The organism is Aliifodinibius sp. S!AR15-10, assembly GCF_031569985.1.
In the GTDB taxonomy this organism is placed as follows: Bacteria; Bacteroidota; Rhodothermia; order Balneolales; family Balneolaceae; genus JAMQKA01.
Genome location: NZ_JAMQKA010000006.1, coordinates 146694 through 172952, shown reverse-complemented (window position 1 = coordinate 172952; position 26259 = coordinate 146694). Strand labels below are relative to the sequence as shown.

At 45.0% G+C, this 26259-nt stretch carries 23 protein-coding genes; 8 read left to right on the top strand and 15 right to left on the bottom strand.

The annotated features are described in order from the left end of the window. Window positions 1-253 precede the first annotated feature (253 nt). Window positions 254-433: a hypothetical protein gene (locus NC796_RS06655; RefSeq protein WP_310683236.1), complete on the top strand. Its 180-nt coding sequence runs from the start codon at window positions 254-256 to the stop codon at window positions 431-433. Window positions 434-616: 183 nt separating this feature from the next. Here the strand turns inward: NC796_RS06655 and NC796_RS06650 are convergent, their stop codons facing one another. The 8 genes from NC796_RS06650 to NC796_RS06615 all read right to left on the bottom strand — a co-directional run bounded on the left by NC796_RS06650 (window position 617) and on the right by NC796_RS06615 (window position 5442). Next, entirely contained in the window at window positions 617-1675 is a 1059-nt protein-coding gene (locus tag NC796_RS06650; RefSeq protein ID WP_310683234.1) for a hypothetical protein, read from the bottom strand. A 20-nt stretch (window positions 1676-1695) separates the two neighbouring features. Next, window positions 1696-1842: a hypothetical protein gene (locus NC796_RS06645; RefSeq protein ID WP_310683232.1), complete on the bottom strand. Its 147-nt coding sequence runs from the start codon at window positions 1840-1842 to the stop codon at window positions 1696-1698. Between the two features lie 3 nt (window positions 1843-1845). Beyond that, window positions 1846-2196 carry a hypothetical protein gene (locus NC796_RS06640; RefSeq protein WP_310683231.1) on the bottom strand — a complete coding sequence of 117 codons (351 nt, stop codon included), beginning with the start codon at window positions 2194-2196 and terminating at the stop codon, window positions 1846-1848. A 159-nt stretch (window positions 2197-2355) separates the two neighbouring features. Next, window positions 2356-3096, bottom strand: coding sequence for a pirin family protein (locus NC796_RS06635; protein ID WP_310683229.1), 741 nt, complete (start codon window positions 3094-3096; stop codon window positions 2356-2358). Window positions 3097-3107: 11 nt separating this feature from the next. Beyond that, window positions 3108-3512, bottom strand: coding sequence for a DoxX family protein (locus NC796_RS06630; protein ID WP_310683227.1), 405 nt, complete (start codon window positions 3510-3512; stop codon window positions 3108-3110). A gap of 68 nt (window positions 3513-3580) precedes the next feature. Then, window positions 3581-4072, bottom strand: a complete 492-nt coding sequence (locus tag NC796_RS06625; protein ID WP_310683225.1) for a VOC family protein — start codon at window positions 4070-4072, stop codon at window positions 3581-3583. A 90-nt stretch (window positions 4073-4162) separates the two neighbouring features. Next, the gene (locus NC796_RS06620) at window positions 4163-4741 is read right to left on the bottom strand and encodes a YceI family protein (RefSeq protein WP_310683223.1); all 579 of its coding nucleotides are present in this window, start codon (window positions 4739-4741) and stop codon (window positions 4163-4165) included. A 35-nt stretch (window positions 4742-4776) separates the two neighbouring features. Next, the gene (locus NC796_RS06615) at window positions 4777-5442 is read right to left on the bottom strand and encodes an NAD(P)-binding domain-containing protein (RefSeq protein WP_310683221.1); all 666 of its coding nucleotides are present in this window, start codon (window positions 5440-5442) and stop codon (window positions 4777-4779) included. 191 nt (window positions 5443-5633) lie between these two features. On the opposite strand from NC796_RS06615, the gene NC796_RS06610 reads away from it, so the two are divergent. Then, window positions 5634-5915 carry a GNAT family N-acetyltransferase gene (locus tag NC796_RS06610; RefSeq protein WP_310683219.1) on the top strand — a complete coding sequence of 94 codons (282 nt, stop codon included), beginning with the start codon at window positions 5634-5636 and terminating at the stop codon, window positions 5913-5915. 28 nt (window positions 5916-5943) lie between these two features. Here the strand turns inward: NC796_RS06610 and NC796_RS06605 are convergent, their stop codons facing one another. The 4 genes from NC796_RS06605 to NC796_RS06590 all read right to left on the bottom strand — a co-directional run bounded on the left by NC796_RS06605 (window position 5944) and on the right by NC796_RS06590 (window position 9024). Beyond that, a complete protein-coding gene (locus NC796_RS06605; protein WP_310683217.1) occupies window positions 5944-6519 on the bottom strand; it encodes a Crp/Fnr family transcriptional regulator in 576 nt (191 codons plus the stop codon). A 125-nt stretch (window positions 6520-6644) separates the two neighbouring features. Then, a complete protein-coding gene (locus tag NC796_RS06600; protein ID WP_310683215.1) occupies window positions 6645-7184 on the bottom strand; it encodes a YceI family protein in 540 nt (179 codons plus the stop codon). A gap of 230 nt (window positions 7185-7414) precedes the next feature. Next, window positions 7415-8074, bottom strand: a complete 660-nt coding sequence (locus NC796_RS06595) for a trimeric intracellular cation channel family protein (protein WP_310683213.1) — start codon at window positions 8072-8074, stop codon at window positions 7415-7417. 92 nt (window positions 8075-8166) lie between these two features. Next, the gene (locus tag NC796_RS06590) at window positions 8167-9024 is read right to left on the bottom strand and encodes an AraC family transcriptional regulator (RefSeq protein WP_310683211.1); all 858 of its coding nucleotides are present in this window, start codon (window positions 9022-9024) and stop codon (window positions 8167-8169) included. Window positions 9025-9375: 351 nt separating this feature from the next. Here NC796_RS06590 and NC796_RS06585 point away from each other — a divergent pair, with 351 nt between their 5' ends. The 3 genes from NC796_RS06585 (at window position 9376) to NC796_RS06575 (ending at window position 15402) form a co-directional block, all read left to right on the top strand. Further along, window positions 9376-11010 (top strand): sulfatase, encoded by a 1635-nt coding sequence (locus NC796_RS06585; protein WP_310683210.1) that lies wholly within the window; start codon window positions 9376-9378, stop codon window positions 11008-11010. Window positions 11011-11590: 580 nt separating this feature from the next. Continuing rightward, window positions 11591-13549, top strand: a complete 1959-nt coding sequence (gene nagB / locus NC796_RS06580) for a glucosamine-6-phosphate deaminase (RefSeq protein ID WP_310683208.1) — start codon at window positions 11591-11593, stop codon at window positions 13547-13549. 287 nt (window positions 13550-13836) lie between these two features. Next, window positions 13837-15402 (top strand): M81 family metallopeptidase, encoded by a 1566-nt coding sequence (locus NC796_RS06575; RefSeq protein WP_310683206.1) that lies wholly within the window; start codon window positions 13837-13839, stop codon window positions 15400-15402. A gap of 63 nt (window positions 15403-15465) precedes the next feature. Here the strand turns inward: NC796_RS06575 and NC796_RS06570 are convergent, their stop codons facing one another. Then, a complete protein-coding gene (locus tag NC796_RS06570; protein ID WP_310683204.1) occupies window positions 15466-16305 on the bottom strand; it encodes a hypothetical protein in 840 nt (279 codons plus the stop codon). 49 nt (window positions 16306-16354) lie between these two features. Here NC796_RS06570 and NC796_RS06565 point away from each other — a divergent pair, with 49 nt between their 5' ends. Then, the gene (locus NC796_RS06565; protein ID WP_310683202.1) at window positions 16355-17041 is read left to right on the top strand and encodes a GDSL-type esterase/lipase family protein; all 687 of its coding nucleotides are present in this window, start codon (window positions 16355-16357) and stop codon (window positions 17039-17041) included. Between the two features lie 8 nt (window positions 17042-17049). On the opposite strand, the gene NC796_RS06560 is transcribed toward NC796_RS06565, so the two are convergent. Together NC796_RS06560 and NC796_RS06555 are read right to left on the bottom strand one after the other, a co-directional pair. Beyond that, the gene (locus NC796_RS06560; protein WP_310683201.1) at window positions 17050-18231 is read right to left on the bottom strand and encodes an AGE family epimerase/isomerase; all 1182 of its coding nucleotides are present in this window, start codon (window positions 18229-18231) and stop codon (window positions 17050-17052) included. A gap of 36 nt (window positions 18232-18267) precedes the next feature. Further along, complete coding sequence (locus NC796_RS06555) at window positions 18268-21057, bottom strand: sodium:solute symporter family transporter (RefSeq protein ID WP_310683200.1); 2790 nt, start codon at window positions 21055-21057, stop codon at window positions 18268-18270. A 436-nt stretch (window positions 21058-21493) separates the two neighbouring features. Here NC796_RS06555 and NC796_RS06550 point away from each other — a divergent pair, with 436 nt between their 5' ends. Continuing rightward, entirely contained in the window at window positions 21494-24688 is a 3195-nt protein-coding gene (locus NC796_RS06550) for a TonB-dependent receptor (RefSeq protein ID WP_310683199.1), read from the top strand. Between the two features lie 54 nt (window positions 24689-24742). Beyond that, window positions 24743-26227 (top strand): RagB/SusD family nutrient uptake outer membrane protein, encoded by a 1485-nt coding sequence (locus tag NC796_RS06545; RefSeq protein WP_310683197.1) that lies wholly within the window; start codon window positions 24743-24745, stop codon window positions 26225-26227. Window positions 26228-26259 lie beyond the last annotated feature (32 nt).

The window sequence follows — 26259 nt, the reverse complement described above, 5'->3', positions numbered from 1 at the left end:
AAGTAAGGAGTTGATCTTTGACTTGTTGAGAGAGGTCGGGAAAGGTGAGTTTATCCATGATGTTTTATTCGAAAAATACAAAAACCCAATCACATTTACCCCTTTTATTTAGTGGTAATGACACTAGATCCCCAAGGGAGATTACTCTCTCTTGAGATGATCCCCATGGAAATCAAGCGATTCTGCTTAAACAATCTTGATAGCAGTGATAAGCGATGGATCACAAATCGCTTGAACCGAGAATGCAACAAGTTTGGTACTTCCGTTACGCAAAGTGATGAAGGTTATCTGGAACTTCGTTGGTAGTTTATTCGGATCTACGGTTAGGATGGCGTCAAATGCAGCGGAGGTGAAGCACAGGAATGGGGTGAACAACAAATTGGAACAGGGATTTACTGGATTAGAGGATGAACAGGATGTCATGTTGCTGTAAGAAGTAATCCCGTTTAATCCTCTAATCCAGCCTATCCTGATTCAAATCGCGAAATGAAATCAGGATGACTTTACGTACAAGAAAATCGGTTCATGTCGACCTCATTGTTGAGCCAACAAGGATCCTTCTCGCGATGCTTTCAATAGTCCTGATGTCGAACTGAGATTGAATTCTTCCATTCCCTTACTCTAAGACCTGGGAAACACCAGTCAACCTAATCGCAGACTCATCCGACATGGAGTTAAAATAATCGACAAAGCGGTTGGTCTCCGGCGCGTCGTAAGGGGTCAGGTTCGTAGCCCAGCGGAACCCGATCGGCTGGTACCAGAGTTCGGCCGTAACTTTTAGCGGACCTTCCACGCCGACAACATCAACATGGTATGTTACCCGGTCACTCCCCCCAATAAAATCCGGGTCATCAACAGCCGGACCATGAACTTCAATCTTTTCTTCAGCGGTGGTTTTATCGAAACCGTCCGGCAGAATACGGTTGTCTTTGATAAATCGCACAGCGGTTAGCAAACCGGTCGTTACGTTGTCATCCGGACCAACCATAATTGTCTCATAGATCTGAACCTTGCCCGGCTCGGTAATCTCGCTGTAATGAGGCTCATAACGGGTGGCATCTTCATCATTATCGTTACCAATGATAGATCCGTCGGGTCGTAAGGCTCCCGATTCAAACACTATGTTTTCTTGCTGGTCTTCTACCTTGAAATAAATCCAGGTACGGCGTGAGGGGTACGCCGTTGGGAGTTTATGTCCGGCCAGGTTGTTAATGTGGAGCTCTGCCCTGAGTTCACTCCCCGACACCTCAATGTTGACGAATTCCAGGTGGGCCGATTTGCTTTGTAGGTGGTCAACTGTGCGATTGACGGCATTTTCCATCTCGTTTGGCAGTGCTTTTACCCCCAGTTCTCCGCGATAGCGATTAAGCATCTTGAGCATAAAGAAATTGCCGCCCTGGTAGGTGTGCCGAGAGACTTCTTTCCTCGGTATACCCATTACCGAAGAAATGGCGACCTCTTGCTCCACCACCGGCATGTGACAGGATTGGCAGCTCTTTTTATCCACAAAGCTGCTGTGCTTCCACTCTTGGTATGGGACCTGCTCGGGCAGTTCGCCGATCACTTCTCCATTGGGGCCCAGCGATTCCGTTATCAGCGTGTGGCAGGTGGCGCACATCTCGGATAACTGAATATGTTTGGATTCAGCCTGTAGAAAGCCTGACGAAGAATGCATAATATTGGAGCGTCCGGCATCTATGGGATACGGCCCAAAAATTTCACGCTGACGATCGGTTTCAAGGTATCAATGGCAAACCGACCCACAAAACTTTCGTAGGTACCCGGCTTTTCTTCGGTGATTTGATGGCAGGTTGTGCAGGAAACGCCATCCGCAGCCAGCATATTTTATCGGCTCACAGCTTCATTCACGGGCAGATTGGCAAACACCTGCGCCGTACGCCCATTATACACAGCCTCGTAATGCGCCATCGGCATGTGGCAGGTGGAGCATTCACTTTCAATGTGGGCTTGGGATTCCGGATGGTCCATCACTTCCCGTCGGACGGCGGCATGCCAGTAGGGATCTCGCGCAGAGTTGGCCATCATCGTGGCACGCCAGTCGGTGCCAAAGGAAATATCTTCTCCCGAAGGAGTGGGCAGACCGTTGTGACAACTCATGCACGCTTTGGCGGATTCAAACAGCATGTGATGAGGTTCCCCTTTCCAGGATTCTGTTGTACTGGAATCAGGTTGCATCACGCTGTATATGCTTCCGCTTAGTAGTACGAATGCATGAATACAGCTCTGCCTACTCCGTTAGCTAATGGTTCCAATGCCAATATTGGATATCATCAATGAATGAAAAAGAATAGAAATAGAGTAATGCGCTATTGTAGGTATCTATCCATCAATATTTTATTTGGTATACAGTCCGTTACGGCTGTAAGGTGCAGTTTCATCCAGTACAAAAAAGACGATATTCGAATCCTCATTACCCGTCAGCGTCAATCGTTCATCTTTGATTATTATGGAATCTCCTTCCTCTAAGATTTCACCATTGTCTTCAATCGTTACACTTCCGCTAAACAGGTACATAAAACCAACAAGCTCATTCAGTTCCAGACTTTGGATGCTGTTTCCTTCTTGCAGGTGCAAGTCATGGAATAATACTTCGCTTCTAAATAACATCGGAGCTCCCGAGCGGTCATGGCCAGCAAGCAGTCGCCATTCGTTCAGGCTGTAACCTACATCGAGGTCATGAAACTGCACCTTCGGCTCCAGGTCATCGGCTTTGGGACGGATGAAAATTTGCAGCATCTCCACGGTTTCGTTGCCCTCTTGCACACCTTCTTCGTGATGAATGCCACTTCCAGCATTCATCAACATCAAGTGCTTGTTATGAATAGGAACATCGTTCTGATCACTGTCTTTATGATGCATGGTGCCTTTGCGCAGATACGAAAGAATCTCCTCGTTCTGGTGCAAGTGCATCGGTACCAGTGCCCCGGCTTCCAGCGTGGCGTGCTCCAGCCGTCCAATTTGGGCAATACCGTGATCTTGGGTATCCGGAGCAGTTCGGCCCAAGGGTAGGAACCGGGAAGTGAAGGGTCCCCGGCTCACCTTATGTCGTTTATTAGATCTGGAGATATGTATCATTACGACTCCTTTTAAGAAGTTGAGGCAATTAGTTGCTTTACAAAAGTAGGCTCAATCTCTTCATCCAGTTTATTGTATGTAACGTACGAGGCCGCTAATATCCCTAAAAATACAAGCGGAGTAAGAGTAGCAGATGTGGGATCCCCCAACGCGGCATGGGCGATACTGCCGGAAATCATGTTGATGGTAAATCCAGCGTAAACCCATTCTTTAAGACGTCCTGTGAAGGGAGCAAGTAGTAACAGCACGCCGATTATTTTGGCTATGCCCAACTCAATTCGAAAGTAATCAGGAAATCCCAGGTGTTCGAAGGTTTGAGCCATTTGTGGACTGGTAAAATACATGGTCGCGCTGAACAGCATCATGGCACTGAAGATTCCGGTTGTAATCCAGTAGGTTATTTTTGTCTTCTTCATTGGTGATAAAAGTAATTTATGGTTAATTATGTTTTAGTTATTGATAGTGTTTATGTAGTAAACTTGTTTTATTCCAACTCTTTGAGCAGACCATGCACATCCAGCGGCTGGGTTATCATCTTTACTGAGCCGTCTTCGGCATATTCCCATTCATCGCGGGGACGATCACGGTACAGTTCCACGCCGTTGCCGTCGGGATCGGTCAAATAGATCGCTTCAGAAACGCCGTGGTCGCTGGCCCCATCTATGGGGTATCCTTTATCAATCAGGCGCTGCAGGATTTCAGCTAGATCTTTGCGAGTGGGATATAAAATGGCGGTGTGGTACAGTCCTGCACCGTTTCGTGGTGCGGACGGACCTCCTTTGCTGTGCCATGTATTGAGCCCAATGTGATGGTGATATCCGCCAGCCGAAAGAAAGGCCGCGTTCTTGCCATACATGGTGGTTAGCTCAAAGCCAAGCAGGTCGCGATAAAATTCAAGGGCGCGAGCCAGATCAGACACTTTCAAATGCACGTGTCCGATCTGGGCCTGGACCGGTATGTTGTAATTATTTTCCATGGTAGTCAGTTATTTATATTGAGATTTTTTGTTGGGTATCTACAAGATCCCGAATGGGGTATCGGGACCTTATACATCTCCAAAAATGGGTTAGTTCTTAGGCATAAATTCACCGTCAGCCTTAATACGAACCTCATTGCTAATCATAGGCGGTGGAAACCCGTTGCCGAGATCAAACTCAGAGCGATCAATGGTTCCGGTGATTTGAATGCCGGCTTTAGGCGTACCTTGGGTCATCTCATTCTGAACCGTTCCGTGATAGACCATGGTTACGGTAACAGGTTTGGTTACGCCGTGGAGCGTTAGGTCGCCGGACAGTTCATACTTGTTATTACCCACTTCTTTGATATCCGTACTTTTAAAACTCATCGTCGGATATTTTTCCACATTAAAGAAGTCGGGGCTCTTCAAGTGATTATTGCGCTTTTGGACGCGCGTATCGATAGAAACTGTTTGCACAGTAAGTTCTACCTGTGCGTCACTGAAGTTCTCCTCAGATGCGTTGATCGTAACATCGTAGTCTCCAAAATATCCCGGCACATCAGCGATACCCAGATGGATGACCGTAAAGCCGAGCTTTGAGTGCGCCGGATCCTCCACCCAGGTATCTTGCGAAAAAACGCTTAGGGGAAGGATTAAAAGTGACAGAATAAAGGTTAATTTTTTCATCGTGTTAAGTGCTTAATGGTTTGTGTTGATGTTCATTAGTTGTGCAATATCTTCCAGCCGGCCAGCCAGTTATACTCATTTTTGATTGTAAGCTGCATGAGCAATAGCTGCATACGTTCCAGTGTGCCGCTTACCGACAAGTCGCCGGCATTAATCGGGTTGAATCCCGCTGTCTCTACTAGTTCGGTGACCGTCTGTAATGCTACCTCGTCGTCACCGGCAATAAAAGCATCCACCTGTTTTCCATCGATGATCGGCTGTTCAAAGTCAGCTGCAAACGTAGTGTTGAATGCTTTTACTACCTTGGAATTTGGCAGCCACTGCTGTAATTCTTCGGCTGCACTGGTGCTGGGATCAGTTATCAACTCGCCGAAATCTTCATCAATGGGATTGGCAATACTGACCACAATTTTCTGAGTAGCGACATCGCGTATTTTGTCGGCCAGTTCTTTTTCGGCTCCATGAGGGACAGCTAAAATGATTATATCGGCCTCCCAGCTGGATTCATGAGGACAATTCATTAGTTCTAAATCAGCCTTCGGATGGGTTTTAAGGATTTCCTCATGTAATGAGCCCAACTGTTCTGGTTCTCTGTCGAAAAGCAACAGCCGGTAGTTGCCCCCGGCACTGCTTGTGGCAATGGCGGAGCCCATATTTCCACCGGCTCCGATGATGGCGATTGTTTGTTTGGTAATAGGCATAATGGTTGTTCTGTTTGCAGGTTGTCTTTTTTTGTTACTGCAAACTTAGCCCACCGGCGCTCCCTTGTCATTGATATCTGTTAGGAAAAACTCTTGATATATATCAAGAGTATAACCGCTATTATTTGACCTACAGGTTGTATAACATGTGATGAATAACATTTTCAAGGTCAACACGACACCTGGCTACTATGGACATTCAACACCGAGAAGGACAAAGCAAAGGATCATTTTTTATTGAGGAGGCTGGGGAAGTATTAGCGGAAATCACCTATTCAAAAGCCGGAGAAACCAAAATAATTATTGATCATACTGAGGTATCCAAAGAACTGAGAGGGGAAAATGTTGGCAAAATATTGGTTGAGCATACGATAGAATATGCTAGAAAAAATGGATTAAAAGTCATCCCACTCTGTCCCTTTGCCAAATCTGTTATTGAAAGAGACGTCTCGTTACAGGATGTGCTAAACTAAGGTGACTTTTACAGAGATATCCAACCCATTAACCACTAAAATTACTGCGAACTCTGCTGAGAGTTTCTGGACTCATCCCCAGATAGGAAGCTACCAAATTCAGCGGAACACGATTCATAAATTCGGGATTGTGTTCTATCAGACGGGCATACTTTTCTTCTGCGGTGAGGCCTAGGGCATTTTCAACACGTTGCTGCAGGGCCACATAGGCATTCTGTACAATGATGCGATGATATCGTTCATAGGCAGGGACTTCTTCTAGAAGTTTTTCGTGGTTCTTCCGGTCGAGCATTAATAATTCACTGTCTTCAAGCACTTCGATATTGAATGTGGATGGGTTATTAGTGAAAAAACTTTGCAGGTCCGCAATCCACCAGCCGTCAAAGGCAAAACGCAGCACATGCTGGTTGCCTTTCGAGTCTACGGAGTAGGAGCACAAAGCTCCTTTCTCAACAAATGCAAGCTCGCGGCAAACATCGCCCTCCTGAAGCAAGAATTGCCGTTTTAGCATCCGCTTGGGACGAAAATTGTTTTTACACAACTCCCACTGCTCATCGGACAGCGAGACATGCTCCAGGATACTTTCTTTCAGGTGCTTAAACATTAGTTTTTAACTTTAATATTATCATATCATTGCTGAAAATGTACATGGAAAATTAGGAATTAAAAAAGCGGATATCCTGTGACAGGATACCCGCTTAGATACGGATCGGATGTTAGCCTTCGGAGTTAATTTTCGATGAACTGAACGTTCAGCTGCAGCTTTATTTTATCACCGACGACCACATTTCCGGCTTCGGTCACGGCATCCCAGGTTAGGCCAAATTCTTTTCGATTTATAGAGCCGGTTATTTCAAACCCAGCTTTTGTCTGTCCATAAGGATCTCCGACCGTACCGCCATGTAACACGTCAAGTTCGATCTCTTTAGTGATGTCACGGATCGTTAGTTCGCCGGTTACCTTGTATTCCCCTTCGCCGACCTTTTCAAAATTGGTCGATTCAAACTTTAACTGAGGATACTCCTCCGCATTAAAGAAATCATCGGATTTCAGGTGCTGGTCGCGATCTTCATTATTGGTTGAAATGCTATCGATATCAGCGGTAAACGTTGCCTTGGCATTTTCAAAATTGTCACCATCTGCTTCGATTTTTCCTTCGTAGGAACCAAAGCTTCCGGTAACAGTCGAAATCACCAAATGCTTTACTTTAAATTGTACTTCCGAGTGTGTTGGATCAATTTTCCATAAGGTTTTAGTTGCAGTAGTCATTATTCTATTGGTTTTATGTTAAGCGATTAATGTATGCCTAACATATGGTGTGGGTCCGTTCCCTCCATTGATAATGGACAGGAAATAGTCTTGATATATGTCAATTGTAGAAAGGCGAATCGTATTTTGAGCTCATAGATTTGCTGTAATCAGATAACGTCACTTTCCCTTATCGAAAATGGAAAGAATTGTTCTGGTAGCTAACTGACAAGAGGGAACTCAACATTTAATCAATAATCTAATGAGTCTTTAGATAAACCGGAACTAAATTTGGGCAGCCTTAAATGGAAATGATATGCAGCAATCCTAATTCCGATAACAGTCAGAATTGCAAAGATTTGGGCCCAAAACTCTTGAATTTGGGTCAGTAATGCTACATATAATAATCCCCCAAAAACTGATGCTGTAGCATATAACTCTTTGTGAAAAATTAAAGGTCGGGATCCAGAGAGGACATCACGTATCACTCCACCAAAGCAACCGGTAATTGTACCCAGTGTGATAGAAATGCCGATACCCATGTCCGCATTGAGTCCCACTTGAATACCCATAACGGTAAAGAGTCCTAAGCCTGCGGCATCGAAAAAAAGTATCCAGCTCTGGATCTCTTTAAACCACTTGTGAAAAATAACCGTCAGTATGAATCCACCTATGGCTGACCAAATAGCAATAGAATTTGTAAGCCAGCTTACCGGTAGGTTACCGATCAGTAAATCCCGGATCGTACCTCCGCCAATAGCTGTAACAAAAGCTAGTACAAGAACCCCGAATAGATCATATCTACTTTTTATTGCCGCTATTGCACCAGAAACGGCGAAGGCAAAAGTCCCTATAATTTCAATTAGGGTTATAAATTCAAAACCATGGCGTATTATTTCATCAAGAGCCATGCAATACAATTGTTTTTGTAGAGGATGATTGGGAGATGTTTTTAGTCATAAGGATATCTTCGTAACTGGAATAATTATCAGATTGAAACAGATCAACCTTGATTTTCAAACCTTTCTCTGTAGGTCGAAGGATTGGCATTCATTACAGTTTTAAACTGTTTATTAAAATTAGAAATAGTGTTAAAACCACATCTATAACTAATTTCGGTTACGTTAAGATTGGTCTCCATTAATAATCTACAAGCCTGCCCGATACGATATTGTTTTATATAGGTGAAAAAGGTTTTACCTGTTACCTTTTTAAAATGCCGGCAAAAAGCAGCTTTTGTCAGGCCGATTATCTCGATAACATCGTCAAGGGAAATGTCTTCCTGGTAGTGGTCCATAACATACTGGCATGCTTTGTTAATTCTTTGGTAATCTTTTTTACTAAAGGTTGACGTATAGCCGGGGCTGGCAAGCGTCTTGGATTCGAATTGAGATGATAAATGATTAAGTATTGATAAAATATCAAGAATGCAATCGGCTGGATTGAGTTCAAACATATGTAGTATACGTTCAGAAATTTGCTTGGTATCTCCGTAGAACTCAATTCCTGATTTTGATAGTTTTATCAATTCATGGATTGGTTTAAATTCAGGAATGTCTAAAAACTGACCGCTGAAGAAATCACTATTCAAATGTATTACCAGAGATCCTGACTGTTCTTTAAAAGGAAAGTCTTGATCACAACTAAAAAGATGTGGCAAATCAGAACCCAGAAAAAGTAGATCACCCTTCTGCAGATCTGAGACATGATCTCCAATAATTTTTTCACCTCTTCCTTCAAAAATATAGATCAGTTCATATTCTTTGTGGAAATGCCACATTCCGTCAAATGATTGCCCGACAGTATTCTTCAGTTTAAAAGAGTGGTGAGCATCGACATTTTTTTTAAAAATAGGGTCCATACTTCCAATATTTTGATAATTATTAGAAGTGATTAGTTGTGTTGAATCAATATGATACCACAATTTAATATAACAAAGGCCAATTTCAAGATGAGATCAATATAGTGGTAGTAAAAGCCAATATTTGAACAGTATAAGCAAGTATTTACTCTAATATGTGTCAGTATTAACTGAATAGGCGAGAATAAAAGATCAATTTAGAGGTACAGGTATAAAGAGTATTTTGAGGATCTTTAAAAAAGGGATGAGGATAGATCTTAAATATTTAACCATTGAAACTGCTCTAAAAAATGGTCAAACCAATTGGCAACATAAGACTACCATTCGCCATAATAGAAAAAGTATAACCCAATGCATACATATAGTATAACACGGTTCTTATTTCTTATTTTAATTGTCGCACAATTTTCATGTAATGGTTATCAGAAACAAGTAGACTCTGAGCGTCCAAATATTGTCTTCATCATGACTGATGACCATTCCTACCAGACTTTGAGTGCGTATGATGACCGATTTATCGAGACGCCCAACCTTGACCGCATTGCGGAGGATGGGGTCCAGTTTGTCAACAGCTTTGTGGCCAACTCCATCTGTGCGCCCAGTCGTGCCACGCTGCTGACCGGAAAGCATTCCCATATAAACGGCCAGATCAATAACCAGCGGGCCTTTGACGGCAGCCAGCAAACCTTTCCCAAATTACTGCAAAAGGCGGGGTACCAGACCGCACTGATCGGGAAATGGCACCTGCGAAGCACGCCCACTGGTTACGATTATTACGATCGCCTAATCGGGCAAGGGGATTACTATAATTCTGATTTTATTACCAATGGTGATACGGCGCGGGCGCACGGTTATGTAACGGATGTGATTACGGATAAAAGTATACAGTGGCTGGAAAATCGAAATCCGGACAAGCCGTTTGCACTGCAAGTTCATCACAAGGCATCTCACCGCGTCTGGATGCCCGATACCTCTACCCTCGGTGCGTTCCAAGATACCAATATCCCGGTCCCGGAAACTTTTTTTGACGATTTTAAAGGCAAACAGTACCTGAAAACGGGATTTGGGGAGCAGCCGCAGCGAGTTCCAATGCGCATCGCGGCGGCAGAGTCGAGAATGAGCATTGCCGCAGATGACATGGATCTGGTGTATGACCTTAAGATGCTGGATGAGGAGGGCGAAATTCAGACGAAGTATCGCAGCATGTATGCCAACGGCAGTTACGTGCGTCTAGATGAGCAGCAGAAGGCAGCCTGGGATGCCCACTACGATCCGATTATCCGGGCGTTTAAGCAGAAGCGGGACCAGATGAGCGACCGCGAGCTGGCCATCTGGAAATACACCCGCTACATGCAGGATTACCTGGCTACGATCCACACCCTCGATAATAATGTGGGGCGGCTGCTGGACTACTTAAAGGCGGAAGGGTTGTATGAGAATACGTTGGTGGTATACACCTCGGACCAGGGGTTTTATATGGGGGAATATGGCTGGTTTGACAAGCGCTTTATGTATGAGCAGTCGATGCGCACGCCACTGCTGATGAAGTTTCCCAAAGGTATTAAGACCCGTGAAAAGGTGGACGAGTTGGTGCAAAACATTGACTGGGCTCCAACGCTTTTGGACTTGGCGGGCGTTGAGGTTCCGGCCGATATGCAGGGAAAATCGCTACTGCCTTTGGTGAAGGGTGAGCAGAGTTCTTGGCGCGATGCACTTTACTATCACTACTACGAGTTTCCCAATGAACATATGGTCAAAAAACACTACGGTATTCGCACCGAGCGCTACAAGCTGATTCATTTTTACGATGACATCGATACCTGGGAACTGTACGACCTGCAAGAGGACCCGATGGAGCTCAATAACTTGTACGGTCAGCCAGAGTATGCCCAGCTTACCCATAACCTGAAAGAGCAACTACAAGATTTGCGAATTAAATACCAGGATAAAACTGGGGTACCGATTGAATTTGATGATCAACAGTAGGCTTAATCCATCAAAATGGGATCAAAGTACAAACCCTACTGAGATTAGCACAAAATACAAAGGTCTGTTAAGGACGACCGAGACAACCATGGCCATGTGAAAAGTTTTCTTTTTATACTTCTACAGATGGGCAGCATGCTTTATGTTGAGGATCGTCTTCTCGTAGATAATGATATCCGCATGCAGAAATTGTACAGTCAGTACAAGTGAGCTCTGGAAGAATCTGAAAAGCTGAATTTTTTTGAGTTGGGCGGCGGGTACGTACTGAATCTGTTTTTTTGAAGGGCCCAGATTATCGAAACAGCGGATAACGGGTGAAATCCTGTTTCGATCTATAAAATAGCTCTAGGTACCCATTCCTGTATTTCAATTTCTCAATCGGTCGTGCCAAAGAAATCAATATAAAGGTATCAATCGAAAAGATTGGGAGAGCTATTAATCTAGCTGTTTGCTATGATTCTTCTCCTATGGAAGGATTGAATTGTAAGATATTCGTAAGATCTCCAGCGATGAAAAGGATTCTATTAGTAACTGAATTTTTTAACCTATAACGTAATATTTGAATTAAGTAAAACTGGTTATGATGCAAAAAGAAAAGGCAGAGACCTTGGAATCAGGTAACAATTTTTATGACAAACGTGAACAGGTTACATATCAGGAGCGGATTCCGACCTATATATATGAGGAGGCCGATCAGGCTTCCAGGGAAGTGGCAGCCGAGATTGCGGAGCTTATTCGCACCCGCAACGAGCAAGGTAAATCCACGGTCTTGGGACTGGCTACCGGATCTACCCCGACCAACGTCTATGAAGAGTTGGTACGGCTGCACCGGGAAGAGGGTCTCAGTTTTGCTAACGTCATCACCTTTAACCTCGATGAGTACTATCCGATGCAACCGGATTCGCTGCAAAGCTACGTCCGGTTCATGAACGAGCACCTGTTTGATCACATTGATATTCCAGAAGACCAGGTGCATATACCTGATGGAACTGTTGAGGAAGAAAATATAGCTGAATATTGCAAACAGTATGAGGAAAAGATTGTCAAAGCTGGAGGGCTTGATATTCAACTACTTGGTATTGGTCGGACCGGCCATATCGGATTTAATGAGCCAGGCTCGCGGCCTGATTCCCGCACCCGGCTAATTACGTTGGATAAGATAACCCGGCGCGATGCAGCCAGTGATTTTTTTGGGGAAGAGCATGTCCCCCGGCGGGCCATTACCATGGGCATTGGTACAATCATGAATGCCGATAAGATCGTGATGATGGCCTGGGGAGAAGGAAAAGCCCCAATCATCCGTGAGGCGGTGGAAGGGCCGATTAAGGAGCAGGTGCCGGCGACCTACCTGCAGGAGCATGACAACACCGCGGTGATCCTGGATGAGGCCGCAGCAGCCGAGCTGACCCGCGAAAAGACCCCGTGGGTGGTGGGTGACTGCGACTGGGATGACAAGTTGATTCGCCGCGCGGTGGTCTGGTTATGCCAGAAGGTAGACAAGCCGATCCTGAAGTTAACTGATGAGGATTATAACGAACATGGTATGGGAGAGCTGATTACTCAATATGGCCCGGCGTACAATATTAATCTGAAGGTATTTAATGAACTTCAACATACTATTACGGGATGGCCGGGCGGTAAACCGAATGCCGATGACACCAACCGACCGGAACGGGAAACACCCTTTCCCAAGCGTGCCCTGATCTTTAGCCCACACCCGGACGATGATGTGATTTCCATGGGTGGAACCCTTATACGATTGGCCGAGCACGGGCACGAGGTGCATGTGGCCTACCAGGTGTCGGGAAACATCGCCGTATTTGATGACGACGTTGTACGCTTTGCCGATTTTGTCTCCGATTACCAGGGGCTATTTGGAATGAATCAAGCGCCTGCAGAATCGATGCTGGAGGAGATACAAGAGTTTATTAAAAACAAAGAGCCTGGACAGGTGGATTCTGAGGAGATCCAACAAATTAAAGGGCTGATCCGGCGCGGAGAGGCCAAGGCAGCGGCCCGGTACTGCGGGGTGCCGGAAGATAAGTTACACTTCCTGGACATGCCATTTTACGAGACTGGTCGGGTCAAGAAAAAGCCGCTCTCCAGAGAAGATGTCGATATTGTCGTGGAGCTGCTTCGGCAGGTCAAACCCCACCAAATTTATGCGGCAGGAGACTTGTCCGACCCGCACGGAACCCATCGGGTCTGCCTGAAGGCGATTTTCAACGCCCTGCAGGAATGCCAAGATGACGCCTGGATTGATGACTGCTACGTCTGGCTGTACCGTGGGGCCTGGCAGGAGTGGGATGTCAACGACATTGAGATGGCCGTGCCACTGAGCCCGCAGGAGCTGGCTAAAAAGCGGAAAGCGATTTTTAAGCACCAATCCCAGAAAGATCGCCCGCTGTTCCCCGGAGCGGATGACCGGGAGTTCTGGCAGCGCTCAGAAGCGCGTAATCGAAATACCGCCAAGCTTTACGATCAGCTGGGGCTGGCTGAATATGAAGCCATCGAGGCCTTCGTTCGGTACAAGCTGTGACCCCAAATGGGTATACTTTACCTCCAGGATTGCCTGAATACTGGAGGTTTTTATGTTTATTTTCGAGGGTCGGATCAAAATCTGTTAATTATATTTGGAAATTCTTTAACGGGATCAATTTTTATAAAAAATGAGACTTTACAATTTTAGAAACATAATACCCCATTGAAGAGGAAAAAATAAAAGTCCTGCGTAGGGTGTGGGGAAAAATCCAGTAATCAAACTCAGTATGGGTTTGAGGTTGTGTATATAAAATATCGTACTAAACAACTTACAAGACTATTGAGATGAAGAACTTATCATACTTTTTAGTATTAATTTTTTTAATTGCGGGATGCAGTCAATCAAACAATGACCGGCAGCAAGAGGATCTTCCCCGTATTGCCATCGCAGGACTGGCTATTGAATCTAGTACATTTTCGCCTGCTGTCACCCATAAAGAAGCTTTTCATGCCAGGACAGGGGATGATGTGTTCTCGTTTTACCCCTTTTTATCCCCTGATTCGCTGAATCGAAAGCGCGCCCACTGGATTCCCACCCTGCGTGGGCATGCCCTGCCCGGAGGCATTGTGAGCAGGGAAGCGTACGAGTCATTGGTAACGAAAACGCTCGACATGCTCAGGGAAAACGGCCCTTACGACGGCCTGTTCTTTGATATTCATGGGGCCATGAGTGTGGTCGGTCTCGACGATCCGGAAGGAGATTTTATCGTCAGAGTTCGGGAAGTTGTGGGGGAAGAAACCATTATCTCTACTTCGATGGATCTGCATGGCAATGTATCAAGGCGTCTGGCACAAAATACAGATCTGATCACTTGCTACAGGATGGCTCCGCATGAAGATGCCCTGGAAACGAAACAACGGGCAGTAGAGAATCTGCTGGACAGGATCGAAAGCGGCAAGGGCAAACCCGAATATAAAGCATGGATTCCGGTACCGATATTATTGCCCGGTGAAAAAACGAGTACAAGAGTAGATCCTGCAAAGAGTTTATACGCCAAAGTCGGTCCGGCAGCCAACCAGGAAGGTATTATTGATGCCGCAATTTGGGTCGGATATCCCTGGGCAGATGAACCACGCAATCATGCAGTAGTGATGGTGACCGGCGATGATAAGCAGAAAGTTACAGCGACTGCTGAAGAGCTTGCAACCAGCTTTTGGGAGGTGCGGAACGAATTTGATTTCATCGCCCCTACGGCTTCTCTGGAGGCAAGTCTTAATAAAGCCATTGCCAGCAACAAACAGCCGTTCTTTATTAGCGATATGGGAGACAATCCCACCGCTGGCGGCGCCGGGGATGTCACATGGACGCTCAGAAGAATCCTGGAACGCCCCGAGTTTAAGCTGGAAGATGGTCCTTCTCTTATTTACGCCTCTATACCGGGACCGGAATTGGTTGAGCAAGCCGTGGAAGTGGGCGTGGGGGGCAAGGTAAGTGCGTATGCCGGCGCGCAGGTTGATGACCGGTATTCTCCACCCATCAAGCTTTCAGGAACGGTGACGGCGATTGAGCACGGAGACCGGGATGCCGATACAGAAGTAGTAGTGAAGATTGGAAGTGTGAACGTCATTGTTACAAAGAAGCGCAAGCCGTATCACCACGAGAAGGATTTCACGCAACTGGGACTGAATCCCCGGGAAACGGACATCGTAGTCGTAAAAATTGGGTACCTCGTGCCGGAGCTGTACGAGATGCAACAAGACTGGATCATGGCACTGACCCCAGGCGGTGTGGACCAAGACCTGGAGCGACTGAATTATGAGCACATCCAGCGCCCCATGTTTCCTTTTGATGAGGATATGGAAGATCCAAATCTTAAAGCCAGGTTAATACCGGCCTCTGACAACATCTGAGAAGAATTAAAGGGAGTAATTAGGCCGAGTATTATAAAGGATCTCAAATAGAGTCTTCGAATTCTACTGGTTATGAAACTCTACAAGCCGGTCCATCGGGCTTTTGATAAAAACACCGGGCGTTAGCAGATGTTTAGTTAGTAGCTCCTTCAGTATCGCCTGGTAGGCACAGCCCAGGGATCCTATAAAGTTGACTTTATAGGAGCGGGCATCTTGGTATTGTAAGACTATCCGCGATATGAAGTTTTCAAATCCATTACAGAGCATTTCCCGTATAAAATGGTGATCATTATGCTCACCGAGAAATGAGCTGTAGAAGGCCACAAATCGACTCGATTGATCATTGTTGTAGATTCCATCGAAAATACTATCCAAATCCATATCGTAGTACCACTCCAGTTTGCGTGCGAGGTCACTTGGTATTTCGTTTCTATAGTAATGATTGATCAACTTTTGACCGAAATAACCTGCACTGCCTTCATCCCCAAGTATAAATCCCAGCGAGGGTATTTGTTGTACGATACGGGTACCGTCGTAGCGACAGGAATTAGAACCTGTTCCCAGGATACATACAATGCCCGGCTTGTCAAAACAGCAGGCGCGTGCAGCTCCCAGAAGATCTTCATGGACGCTGGCCTCAGCACCAGGAAAGACACGTTTTAAAATATTTGTCATGCTCGTAATTTTTGGCTCAGAGTCGCACCCTGATCCATAAAACAGGATGTGGTTAACATTTTTTCCCTCGAGATCTGGCTTTAAATCATTTTTTAGTACTTTTTCAATACTTTTTGAGGAGTGGAAATAGGGGTTAAGTCCCTCAGTTTTGTATTGTTTAACGGAATGATTTGATATAAGTGCCCAGTCGGTTTTTGTAGAACCACTATCTGCTATTAATAAACTCATTGATTATTATTCGTTTCTAAATTTAAACAACCATTTAATCTGTATTTCGATGAGATTCAAATATATTGGTATTATTTACGCTGTTGTTATTGTCGGTATTGTTGCAGCCAGCAGTCAGGCCCAATCTGTTGAACAAAAGCCAGATTTCGGGGCCTACTATTATCATAAGAAAAGTCTCTTTGAAGCCCTTCCAAATACAAGTAATGAAATTATATTGTTGGGAGACAGCATTACCGATGGCAATGAGTGGTCTGAGCTTTTTGGGAGCTCCAGGCTTAAAAATCGCGGGATTTCCGGCGATGTGACTGAAGGGATACTGTATCGCCTGTCGGAGGTAACCGAATCCAACCCTGCTCAAGTTTTTATTATGATCGGAGTAAATGATCTGGCCCGTGGAATTCCTGTTGATACTGTTCTTTCCAACTATGGGAAGATCATTGACCAGATTCGGGAGGAGAGCCCGGACACTGAAATTTATATTCAAAGTATTTTGCCGGTGAATGATGAGTTTCCCCAGTTCTCTTCTCATACGGACAAGACTTCTCAGATCAAACAGGCCAACGTTGGTTTGACGGAGCTGGCGAAAAAGACCGGCGCTACCTTCATTAATCTTTTTGATGATTTTAGCACGGCCGAAGCAAAGCTCAATCCAAACTATACGGAAGACGGTCTTCATTTGAATGGACAGGGTTATGTAGTATGGAAATCAGTTATTGGATCATATATGGATCTGTGATAGTTGGCTCATCTATCTTGCTGGTCTAGTGCTTCAAATGTTTGCCAGCATTCATACATGGCACGGGGGACATGAAAACATCCTTTCCATTTACTCCCTTTGAGAGAAGTATACCGCTCTCCCCGCCGATTTAAATATCCAAACCATTCGCCATGCTCTTCATCTGAGAAATGGGACCAACTGTAATCATGAATTTTTTCATACCACTCCATACACTCCTCGCGACCAGTAAAGAGATATCCCTTCGAAAGGGATATAAGTGTCTCCAGATGTACCCACCATAGTTTTTGTGTCCATTCCAGCTGTAGAGGAGGATGCCCATCAGAGTCCAGGAAATAATAAATTCCGCCATACTGTTGATCCCATCCAAGCTCAAGTAGGTCCAGAGTGATATCTACTGCCCGTTCAATTAGTTCTTGGTCGCTACGGCGTCTGGCAATCTCCATGATAAACCACATCGCTTCAATACCGTGTCCCGGATTGACAAGTCGGCCTTCATAGCTATCCGAGAACGTACCATCTTCTAGTACATACTCATGCATAACCTTTCGTTCTGGATCCCAAAAAACCTCCATCACTTCTTGGGTACATCGTTCAAATGATTGCTCTACCTGTTCGGACTCCAGGATGTCTTCCATTTCAAGATTGAGCACACTCAACATCATCGGCAGGGCAAAGCCTTTCAAGGGACGGGTTCCGGGGACAGACTTCTCATATTTTCCTTTTGGGTTATCCTGTCGGTCGTGAATATTGCGGTACGTTTGAACAGCGATATTCCGGGCTTCTTCATCCCCCGTGGCCTGGCTATATTCATGAAACCCAAGTGCGGCGAAACAGTCGGAAAATATGTTATAGGGTTGAACTAAAGGTTCTCCCTGCCGATTACATGAAAAATACCAGTTTCCCTTTTCGTCACATCCATTTTGTTTTAAAAACCGGTATCCTTTTTTTGCAACTTCAAGCCAATTTGGGCGCCGTTCTACATGATTATAGAGCTTGGAAAACGTCCAAACCTGCCGTGCTTGCAGCCAAGTGAATTTGTCGGTGTCATATACACTCCCATCACGATCTAGACAAGTAAAGTAGCCTCCATATTCATTATCAATAGAATAATTTTCCCAGAAAGGGATCACGTTATCTAGGAGTGTATGGCGGTACAATTCTGCTAATTTTTTGGGAGATTGGTTCATTATCCAGCCTCATATTTTATTCAGGAGTGTAAATTTCTATGATTTTGCTACCAGGGTTCGATAGGTAAGATTTTTCAGTTTCTTACCGTGATCGGGAAGCACCAGGCTGACAAGGTATCCCACGATTACACATACTGGTATGCCGATGAGTGGATATATGTAAAAATGTATGGGGGTATAAAATTTCACAATATATAGCATTACCAAACTTAAAGCCGCACCAATAAGTGCACCTGTTCCGTGGGTTCGCTGAGTAAATATTCCAAGTATAAATATTCCTGCTAATGCACTACTCAGCAATCCAATGATTTCCTGAAAGAAGAAATAAAGTGATTGAATAGGCAGTGTGGCCAACAGGCAGGCAATGAGCGTTCCCAGGGCCCCCACTATCACGGTGACCAAACGGGCTAAATACAGTCGGTTTTTTTCTTTAGAGGTCGGCACAAATTGTTTATAAAAATCAACTGTAACCACTGTTGCGACGCTGTGCATACTACTGTCCAAACTTGACATAGAAGCGGAAAAAATCCCTGCTATCAAAAGACCTGCAAAGCCAACAGGCAATTGTTGACCTATAAAAAGTGGAAAAACCTGATCGTTCTGCATCCCTACTGAAAGGAATTCCGGATTCAGTTTGTAGAAGACATAAAAGCAGGTACCCAAAGCAAAGAAGAGAAAGCCGGTAGGGATGGATATAATACCGTTGGTCCAAATACTGTCAGCGGCTGACTTCTCATCCTCAGTTGTTAGATAGCGTTGAATAACGGCGGTGGTATAGGGACCAAATTGCAGGGCAAAAGAGCCAAGGAAAATGGACCAAGTGGCCAATGAGGTAAAGCTTAAATCAAAATCAAAAAATTGTAGCTTGTCACTTGCGATGGCCGTTGTATATACAACATCTAACCCGCCTACATAATCGATAATAAAGTAGAGGCTGTATATAATGCCACTTATTAGTATAAATACCTGCAGAACGTCGCTCCAAATTACCGCTTCAATGCCACCGAGAGTCGTATAAATAATGGCAAGCACTCCCATCAGAATGATAGCCGCATAGATATTCATGTCCAGGATTGCGGTAAGGGTTAGTGCTGGCAAGAAAACAACGACACTCATTCTACCCAGTTGAAAGAGGATAAATGAGATACTTCCAAATAACCTTACCCCCAGGTGAAACCGCTTTTCAAGGTATTCGTAGGCAGAAGTTACCTTTAACCGCCGGAAAAATGGCAAATAAAAGTAGATAACCACCGGTGCCATCAAGAAAATAGTAAAATAGGCTATGAAGACGATCCAGTTATCCGCAAATGACAATACAGGCGTTGATATAAAGGTAATTGCACTCAGTTGAGTTGCATATATGCTGATTCCTGCCGCCCACCAGGGGATGCGGTTGCCAGCCAGAAAATAATCGTCAGTGGCATCCTCTCGCCGTGAAAAATAGACACCCATTCCTACGAGAATCAGTCCATATAATGCAAGCGCCGAATAATTAATCCATCCAAATGTTGGTGTCCTGGCCTCGATATTGCCTTTCCAGACACCAGCCGTACGAATTCCGGGCCGAATTTCACCACTTACGATGAGAATGTCCTCATCGAATTTTACGGCCTGTGTGGTAACCGGTGCCGGCACTGGCAGCTCACCGATTTTATCGTACGTGTCAGTAATGGTATGATAGGAGAGTATATCTTTGGAGAAGGGGGCCTTTTCTTCCAAGTTGTTTTGAATCTGCCTGCCAAGTCGATCAATTTGTTGCTGAATAACCTGTTCTGTTGACTGGTTATTTGCAGATGGTAACTGGTTATTAAGACTGTCAACTTTAGACATTTTCTTAAGTCGCTCCATCAACAGATCTCCCGGATCTCCTCCGAAGATCAGAATGTGGGCATCACCAGAAGCAACAGCGCTGCCTCCCATAACAGATTGACCTCCGCCGGAAAGATTATGGGCTACGGGAGCAAGTGTATTCCACTCTTTCGTTTTTGTATTAAATCGGTAGGCGTCTTTCAGCACTTCTATAGAGCCATCCGATTGTACATTTCGACCACTAAACAGGAAAAAGTAGGGGGAATCTCCCTTGTGTTGAGCAGCTGCTATAGGATGGACCCGGGCGGGGCCAGGCCATGCAGGAAGCTGTTTCCACTGAAATTGTCCGGTATTCTCTTGAGAAAGATCTAACTCCCAAAAACTTTTTGTTGCCCTGGCTGAATCTAAGGAATGCTGTCCTCCCGCTACATAGATTTTGTTCCCAATGCGGGCAGCTTCCATAAAGGCAAGTGGTTTTGGAAGCGATGGTAGTTCCTCGAGGTTTATCGACTTTTCTTCTGGTTGCCATCGTAATCGTAATACCTTGCGTGATACCTTATTCCCCTCGGTCCCCCCAATAAGAATTAGTCCGTCACCGTCTTGGATCGTTGCCCCGTAAGCCAGTGGTGCTGGCAGGGTCAGGTCAAGATTTGAAATCCAACGGTAACCGGAAGAGTCCTTTTTTAGGACATATATATCATCATGGAACACCTTAGTCCCACCTTCCCACGGCATCCTATCCGGGAAATTTGCCCCTCCGGCAACGATGATAGCATCGCCGGCTCGTCCGACAAACGCACCTGCAACACCAGCTGAATTTGGTAGGTCGGGTAACCCTTCCCAACTGACAATGTCTTTTGCTTTCTGTCCTTCTGGTAGCTGCTGTCCTTCTACATTTAGTGGGAGAGTAAAGAGCAGTAACAGGATGCCAATTGACAGAGAGAGTCTGTTAGTGTGGGGAGAAGATACTGCAATCTTTTCTTGGAGTCGTACAAGGTCTTGGAAATAAAAATACATCGAACCAAAGTCTTAAATGTTTTAATAAAGAAACAAAATGAAACCGCTTGGGAGCTGTTTCATTACGAAACTTTGGCTTGGAAGGCTACCCTAGATTAATAAATGTAAAGGTAAGCTCAAAAAATAAATTTCACTTTTCATTTCTATTTCATCCTCCTGATACCGATAGAATTGGTCACTCACCTCTCAAACCACTAAAAATTTGCCTGAAAACTCGGGATCACGTGAAAGAAATCAATATAGAGGTAGTGAACGTAAATTTTGAAGTAGATATCACTGTCAAACTTAAGCATCATTTGATTCGATGCTGGCTTGGAAGGCGAGTAAATAGTTAGAAAACGAAACCAAACTAAAACATAGCAAGGCATTAAGCAACAACTCTAACGTATAAAAATGGAAAAGGTCGTAATGACCTCTAATTAAAAAAGGTGATGTTATGAATATTAAGTTACGTTCAGTACAGCTGCTTTTTATGGGCCTGGTACTTTGTTGGCAGGTGCACGGTATAAAAGCTCAAGACAACGGACATACCGTTACGGGAACTGTAACCGTTGAGGAATCTGGCGAGACGCTACCTGGCGTGAATGTAGTGATTAAAGGAACCACCCAGGGGACGGCAACAGATCGAAATGGGCAATATGAAATTGCGGTATCTGAAAATGATACCCTGGTTTATAGTGCCATTGGATTTGCCTCCCGGGAAATTCCTGTAATGGGACGTGCAGTCATCGATGTCGCGATGGTATCAAGCACAGCCCAATTAGATGAGATGGTTGTAATCGGCTACGGGGAGCAATCCAGGGCCACGCTGACGACATCAGTGACGAAAATGGATACTTCGGTATTAAACAACGTCCCATTTACTAATGTCGCCTCAGCCCTACAGGGCAGTGTTTCGGGACTGAGGGTGCAAACTACAACAGGACAACCTGGAGCCTCTCCCCAAATTGTACTTCGAGGGGGCACCTCAATTAGCAATCCGGATGGCGCTACGCCACTCTATATCGTTGATGGGGTTAAAAGAAATAATTTGAATGACCTCAATCCCAATAATATTGAGAGTATCCAGGTTTTGAAGGATGCAGCATCAACCGCAATCTATGGCGCCCGGGCTTCTAATGGTGTGGTAATTGTAGAAACCAAGTCGGGCCAGCGTGGGAAAACGCAAATTAATTACCAGTCCAGTATGCAAATGTCACAATTGGGGGATTTTTATGACCTCGGCACGGCCCGTGAATATATTAAATACGCTCGATTGGGTATGGCAGCCACGGGAGAAAAGCATCCGGGTTTTACAAGTAGACTTGATTTGCCAATTGGTTTTGGAACCGGTAACGATTTGACCAAGAATACGGCCTTTACTCCACAATACCTTACACCTCAAAATGAGCACAAGCTTGACGAAGGTTGGGAGAGTATGCCTGATCCCCTGGATCCTTCCAAGACTATTATCTACAAAGGTACCAACTGGCAGGATAAGCTGTTTCGTACTGGGTTGACAACGAACCATTATCTTTCTGCTTCCGGAGGTTCTGAAAACGCAACCTATCGTGTCGGTCTTGGGTACCTGGATAGTGAAGGAGCCGCTATTGAGACAGGATATCAACGGTTAAGCGTCGATGTAAGTGGGGACGTTCAAGTCCGTGATAACTTGAATGTCAGTGGAAATGTGAATTTTACCAACTCCAGTGATAACCAGGTATTTAACACCAACTGGATATTCCAGCGAGCGTTGGGACTGCCACCCACAGCTAAATTTGAATATGAAGATGGTACATTGGCACCAGGCCAAAACCGTTCAATCGGAAACCCAGTTTACCACCTCAATCAAAGTCTGGCTGAAAATAATCTGAATAGAATTACCCTTGGCGTAAATGCAACGTGGGAGATAATTGATAATTTGACCTTTGAACCCTCTGCTTCATTGTATGCTATTCAGGGAATAGATAATTCGTTTCAAAAATCCTACTTCTTTTCGGCAAATCAGTTTATCGACTCAAGGGATGCTTCGGCCTCCCACAATCTGTTCTGGCAGCGAGAAGTCGATGGAGTATTCACCTATACCAATACGTTTGGTGGAGATCATAATTATTCAGCCAAGGCTGGGTTCTCATACTTCGACCGTAAAAACTATAACCTGTTTGCAGCGGGACGAGGAGCAGCAACCGATAACATTCCTACACTGAATGCTGCCTCAGAAGAAACAGCTGTCTCAAGCAGTACCTCGCACCAGGTTATTGCTGGTTATTTTGGCCGGGTTAGTTATGACTACAAGCAAAAATACCTATTTTCTGCTTCGGCCAGATATGACGGGGCCTCTAACCTGGGAGACAATAACAAATGGGGATTTTTCCCTGGAGTTTCCGTCGGGTGGAATGTGCATCAAGAAAATTTTTGGTCTGGAATGCCGGAGTTACTCTCTTCCCTTAAATTGCGGGGAAGTTACGGCGTGAATGGTAACATTAGTGGCCTCTCTGACTTCCATGCCCAGGGACAATACAGCGTTGGCTCGGAATATAACGGCCAGCCAATGGTGAGTAGCACCCGCCTGCCAAATCAAAATCTTAAGTGGGAACGCTCCCGCACCGTAGATGTGGGTTTTGACCTGGGATTGCTGGAAGATAGAGTGACCCTGTTATTTGATTACTATCGCAGGGTAACTGATGATCTGCTCCAGAGTCTTGAACTGCCTCATTATACCGGTTTCCAAAGTATCCTGACCAACCTTGGGTCTTTGGAAAATAAAGGCGTTGAGTTTGAAGTGCAGGCAGATATTGTGCAAAACAGATCGGGTTTCAACTGGTCGTTGGGAGCAAACGCTTCATATAATGAAAACAAAATTCTGACACTCCCCGAAAACGATAATGAGAATAATCGTATCGGGGGAATTCTTGTCTACGACCCAGAGGTAGATGATTACGTCTACAAGGGAGGACTACAGGAAGGAGGAAGCCTGGGTGACATGTATGCCTATAAGCAGCTGGGTATCTATGCTACCGATGAAGAAGCTGCAAACGGACCTACCGATATGCTCGTAGCAGGCACCGACAAAAGTAAATTTGCCGGTGATGTCAGATGGCTGGATAAAGATGATAACGGTGTGATTGATTCACGTGATCAGGTATATGCCGGTAATATCTTTCCTGACTGGACGGGTGGTTTCTCAAATACGTTTAGTTACAAGAATGTATCCTTGTTGATCCGCACTGATTTCGCCCTTGGGCACACGATTTATCATGAAAGCCTTGCCCGTTTTAATGGCCAGTTTCAAGGTGATATAAACATTTCAAAAGAAGTGGTAAATCAATCCTGGCTGCCCGACCGAAGAAATACGGATGTTCCGCGCTACTATTGGGCTGACCAGTTAGCACAGAATAATCTTTTCAGAGGAAATACCCGCTACTATGAGAAAGCAGACTATCTCGCGCTCCGTGAACTAACCTTTAGTTATACCATTCCCCGTGACTGGATTAATTCTTTAGGTTTCCAGCGAGTACGTGCATATGCAACGGGTAATAATTTGCACTACTTCACATCGTATAAAGGATTACTCCCAGAAGAGGGAGGGCAAGACAGCGGGCGCTATCCGAATCCTCAAAGCTTCATTTTTGGAATCGATGTAAGCTTGTAACCGGTATAGAGAAAAGTTCAATTCACGAAATTTCAAAAAAATCAGGATAATACGATGAATAAATTAACAGCAATAGTGCTCTTTGGAGTCGGTCTTTTTGCAGCTGTCTCTTGTACAGAGGACCTGCAGCTTTCTCCCACAAGTACAATAACGGCCAATTCTTTTTGGCAAAATGAGCAGGATGTTCAGGGAGGCCTAAATAGTATGTATGAATGGTTTCGTCCCCAGGCGTCCTCTAATCTTTACATTTGGGGCGGAGCCCGCAGCGAGGAGATGAGCTATGGTCTGCAGGCTTCGGAGGGCTTGGAACGATATTTTGAAAATTCCATCGATGCTAACTTTGCCGGTCCCGATTGGCTGCGGTTGTATACTACCATATATACAGCAAATTTGGCGATAAATGAGATCCCCGATATCACCTTCACCAATGAAGATGATAAAAACAGGGCACTGGCAAGAGCACATACAATGCGGGCTTATGTTTACTTCATTCTGGCGCGCACATGGGGAGACGTTCCCTTGGTAACAGAACCCATTGAGGGTATTCAGGGTGAAGGAAGTACAGGCAAACCCCGTGCTGATGTCAGTGAGGTATTTAATTTAATCAAACAGGACCTGGATGAAGCTCTGAGTCTCTTTCCAGATAGCAGTTTCCCAGACTGTAGGTGCACTTGGTCACGTCCGGCTGCTAATGCCCTGAAAGGAAACGTGTATCTCTGGACAGCAAAACGAATGGGCGGTGGTGATTCGGATTTTCAGACTGCGCTAACTGCACTGCAGGAAGTTCAATCTGCTGATGTGGGTCTGCTTGATAATTTTGACGATATCTTCCGTTATGACAATAAGGGTAACCGTGAAATATTAATGGCTGTTCATTTTGAGGATTTAGAATCGGGAAGTACATATAACAACCTGATGTATGTTCGCAATGATCAGATTCCACAAAATATCACCCAAAAATCAGGCAGCCTGTTGGGATTGGGTGGTGGACTTAATCGCTGGGGACCATCGGAAACACTGCGGAATCAATTTACTGAAGATGATAGTCGAAAAGACGCCTCACTTGTAGAGGTTCAGCAGGTATCGGGAAATGACACCACACTATATACCACTGCCGTACGAAAATTTAGAGGTTTTGTGGATGCCGGTGGGCGCAAATTCATGGATGATGTCATCTTGTACCGCTATGCTGATGTCCTTCTTATGATAGCTGAGGCTAAAAACGGATTGGGACAGGACCCGACAACCGAAATAAATCAGGTTCGACAGCGTGCATATGGCGATGACTATAACAACCATGTGTTTGCAAGTGGCTCTCAAGAGGCCAATGACGAAGCAATTCTACAAGAAAGATTGCGTGAATTAGCTTTTGAAGGCAAACGCTGGTGGGATTTGGTGCGGTTTGGAAAAGCATTCGATCTTGTCCCCTCATTACAGGGCAGGCAGGGAGAAGATCACCTGTTACTGTGGCCAATTCCACAAAGTACACTTAGTTTAAATGGAGATCTGGAGCAAAATCCAGGGTATACTCAGCAATAAGAATTGGAAATGATTTCCCATATACCCTGACC

Excerpts from the sequence above, each read along its gene's own strand:
- NC796_RS06630 (WP_310683227.1), bottom strand. The coding sequence starts at position 3,512 with ATGAAGAAGACAAAAATAACCTACTGGATTACAACCGGAATCTTCAGT.
- NC796_RS06625 (WP_310683225.1), bottom strand. The coding sequence starts at position 4,072 with ATGGAAAATAATTACAACATACCGGTCCAGGCCCAGATCGGACACGTG.
- NC796_RS06615 (WP_310683221.1), bottom strand. The coding sequence starts at position 5,442 with ATGCCTATTACCAAACAAACAATCGCCATCATCGGAGCCGGTGGAAAT.
- NC796_RS06555 (WP_310683200.1), bottom strand. The coding sequence starts at position 21,057 with ATGTATTTTTATTTCCAAGACCTTGTACGACTCCAAGAAAAGATTGCA.
- NC796_RS06590 (WP_310683211.1), bottom strand. The coding sequence starts at position 9,024 with ATGGACCCTATTTTTAAAAAAAATGTCGATGCTCACCACTCTTTTAAA.
- NC796_RS06635 (WP_310683229.1), bottom strand. The coding sequence starts at position 3,096 with ATGATACATATCTCCAGATCTAATAAACGACATAAGGTGAGCCGGGGA.
- NC796_RS06600 (WP_310683215.1), bottom strand. The coding sequence starts at position 7,184 with ATGACTACTGCAACTAAAACCTTATGGAAAATTGATCCAACACACTCG.
- NC796_RS06620 (WP_310683223.1), bottom strand. The coding sequence starts at position 4,741 with ATGAAAAAATTAACCTTTATTCTGTCACTTTTAATCCTTCCCCTAAGC.
- NC796_RS06605 (WP_310683217.1), bottom strand. The coding sequence starts at position 6,519 with ATGTTTAAGCACCTGAAAGAAAGTATCCTGGAGCATGTCTCGCTGTCC.
- nagB (WP_310683208.1), top strand. The coding sequence starts at position 11,591 with ATGATGCAAAAAGAAAAGGCAGAGACCTTGGAATCAGGTAACAATTTT.
- NC796_RS06640 (WP_310683231.1), bottom strand. The coding sequence starts at position 2,196 with ATGCAACCTGATTCCAGTACAACAGAATCCTGGAAAGGGGAACCTCAT.
- NC796_RS06610 (WP_310683219.1), top strand. The coding sequence starts at position 5,634 with ATGGACATTCAACACCGAGAAGGACAAAGCAAAGGATCATTTTTTATT.
- NC796_RS06575 (WP_310683206.1), top strand. The coding sequence starts at position 13,837 with ATGAAGAACTTATCATACTTTTTAGTATTAATTTTTTTAATTGCGGGA.
- NC796_RS06650 (WP_310683234.1), bottom strand. The coding sequence starts at position 1,675 with ATGCATTCTTCGTCAGGCTTTCTACAGGCTGAATCCAAACATATTCAG.
- NC796_RS06570 (WP_310683204.1), bottom strand. The coding sequence starts at position 16,305 with ATGAGTTTATTAATAGCAGATAGTGGTTCTACAAAAACCGACTGGGCA.
- NC796_RS06595 (WP_310683213.1), bottom strand. The coding sequence starts at position 8,074 with ATGGCTCTTGATGAAATAATACGCCATGGTTTTGAATTTATAACCCTA.
- NC796_RS06550 (WP_310683199.1), top strand. The coding sequence starts at position 21,494 with ATGAATATTAAGTTACGTTCAGTACAGCTGCTTTTTATGGGCCTGGTA.
- NC796_RS06645 (WP_310683232.1), bottom strand. The coding sequence starts at position 1,842 with ATGCTGGCTGCGGATGGCGTTTCCTGCACAACCTGCCATCAAATCACC.
- NC796_RS06565 (WP_310683202.1), top strand. The coding sequence starts at position 16,355 with ATGAGATTCAAATATATTGGTATTATTTACGCTGTTGTTATTGTCGGT.
- NC796_RS06545 (WP_310683197.1), top strand. The coding sequence starts at position 24,743 with ATGAATAAATTAACAGCAATAGTGCTCTTTGGAGTCGGTCTTTTTGCA.
- NC796_RS06560 (WP_310683201.1), bottom strand. The coding sequence starts at position 18,231 with ATGAACCAATCTCCCAAAAAATTAGCAGAATTGTACCGCCATACACTC.
- NC796_RS06585 (WP_310683210.1), top strand. The coding sequence starts at position 9,376 with ATGCATACATATAGTATAACACGGTTCTTATTTCTTATTTTAATTGTC.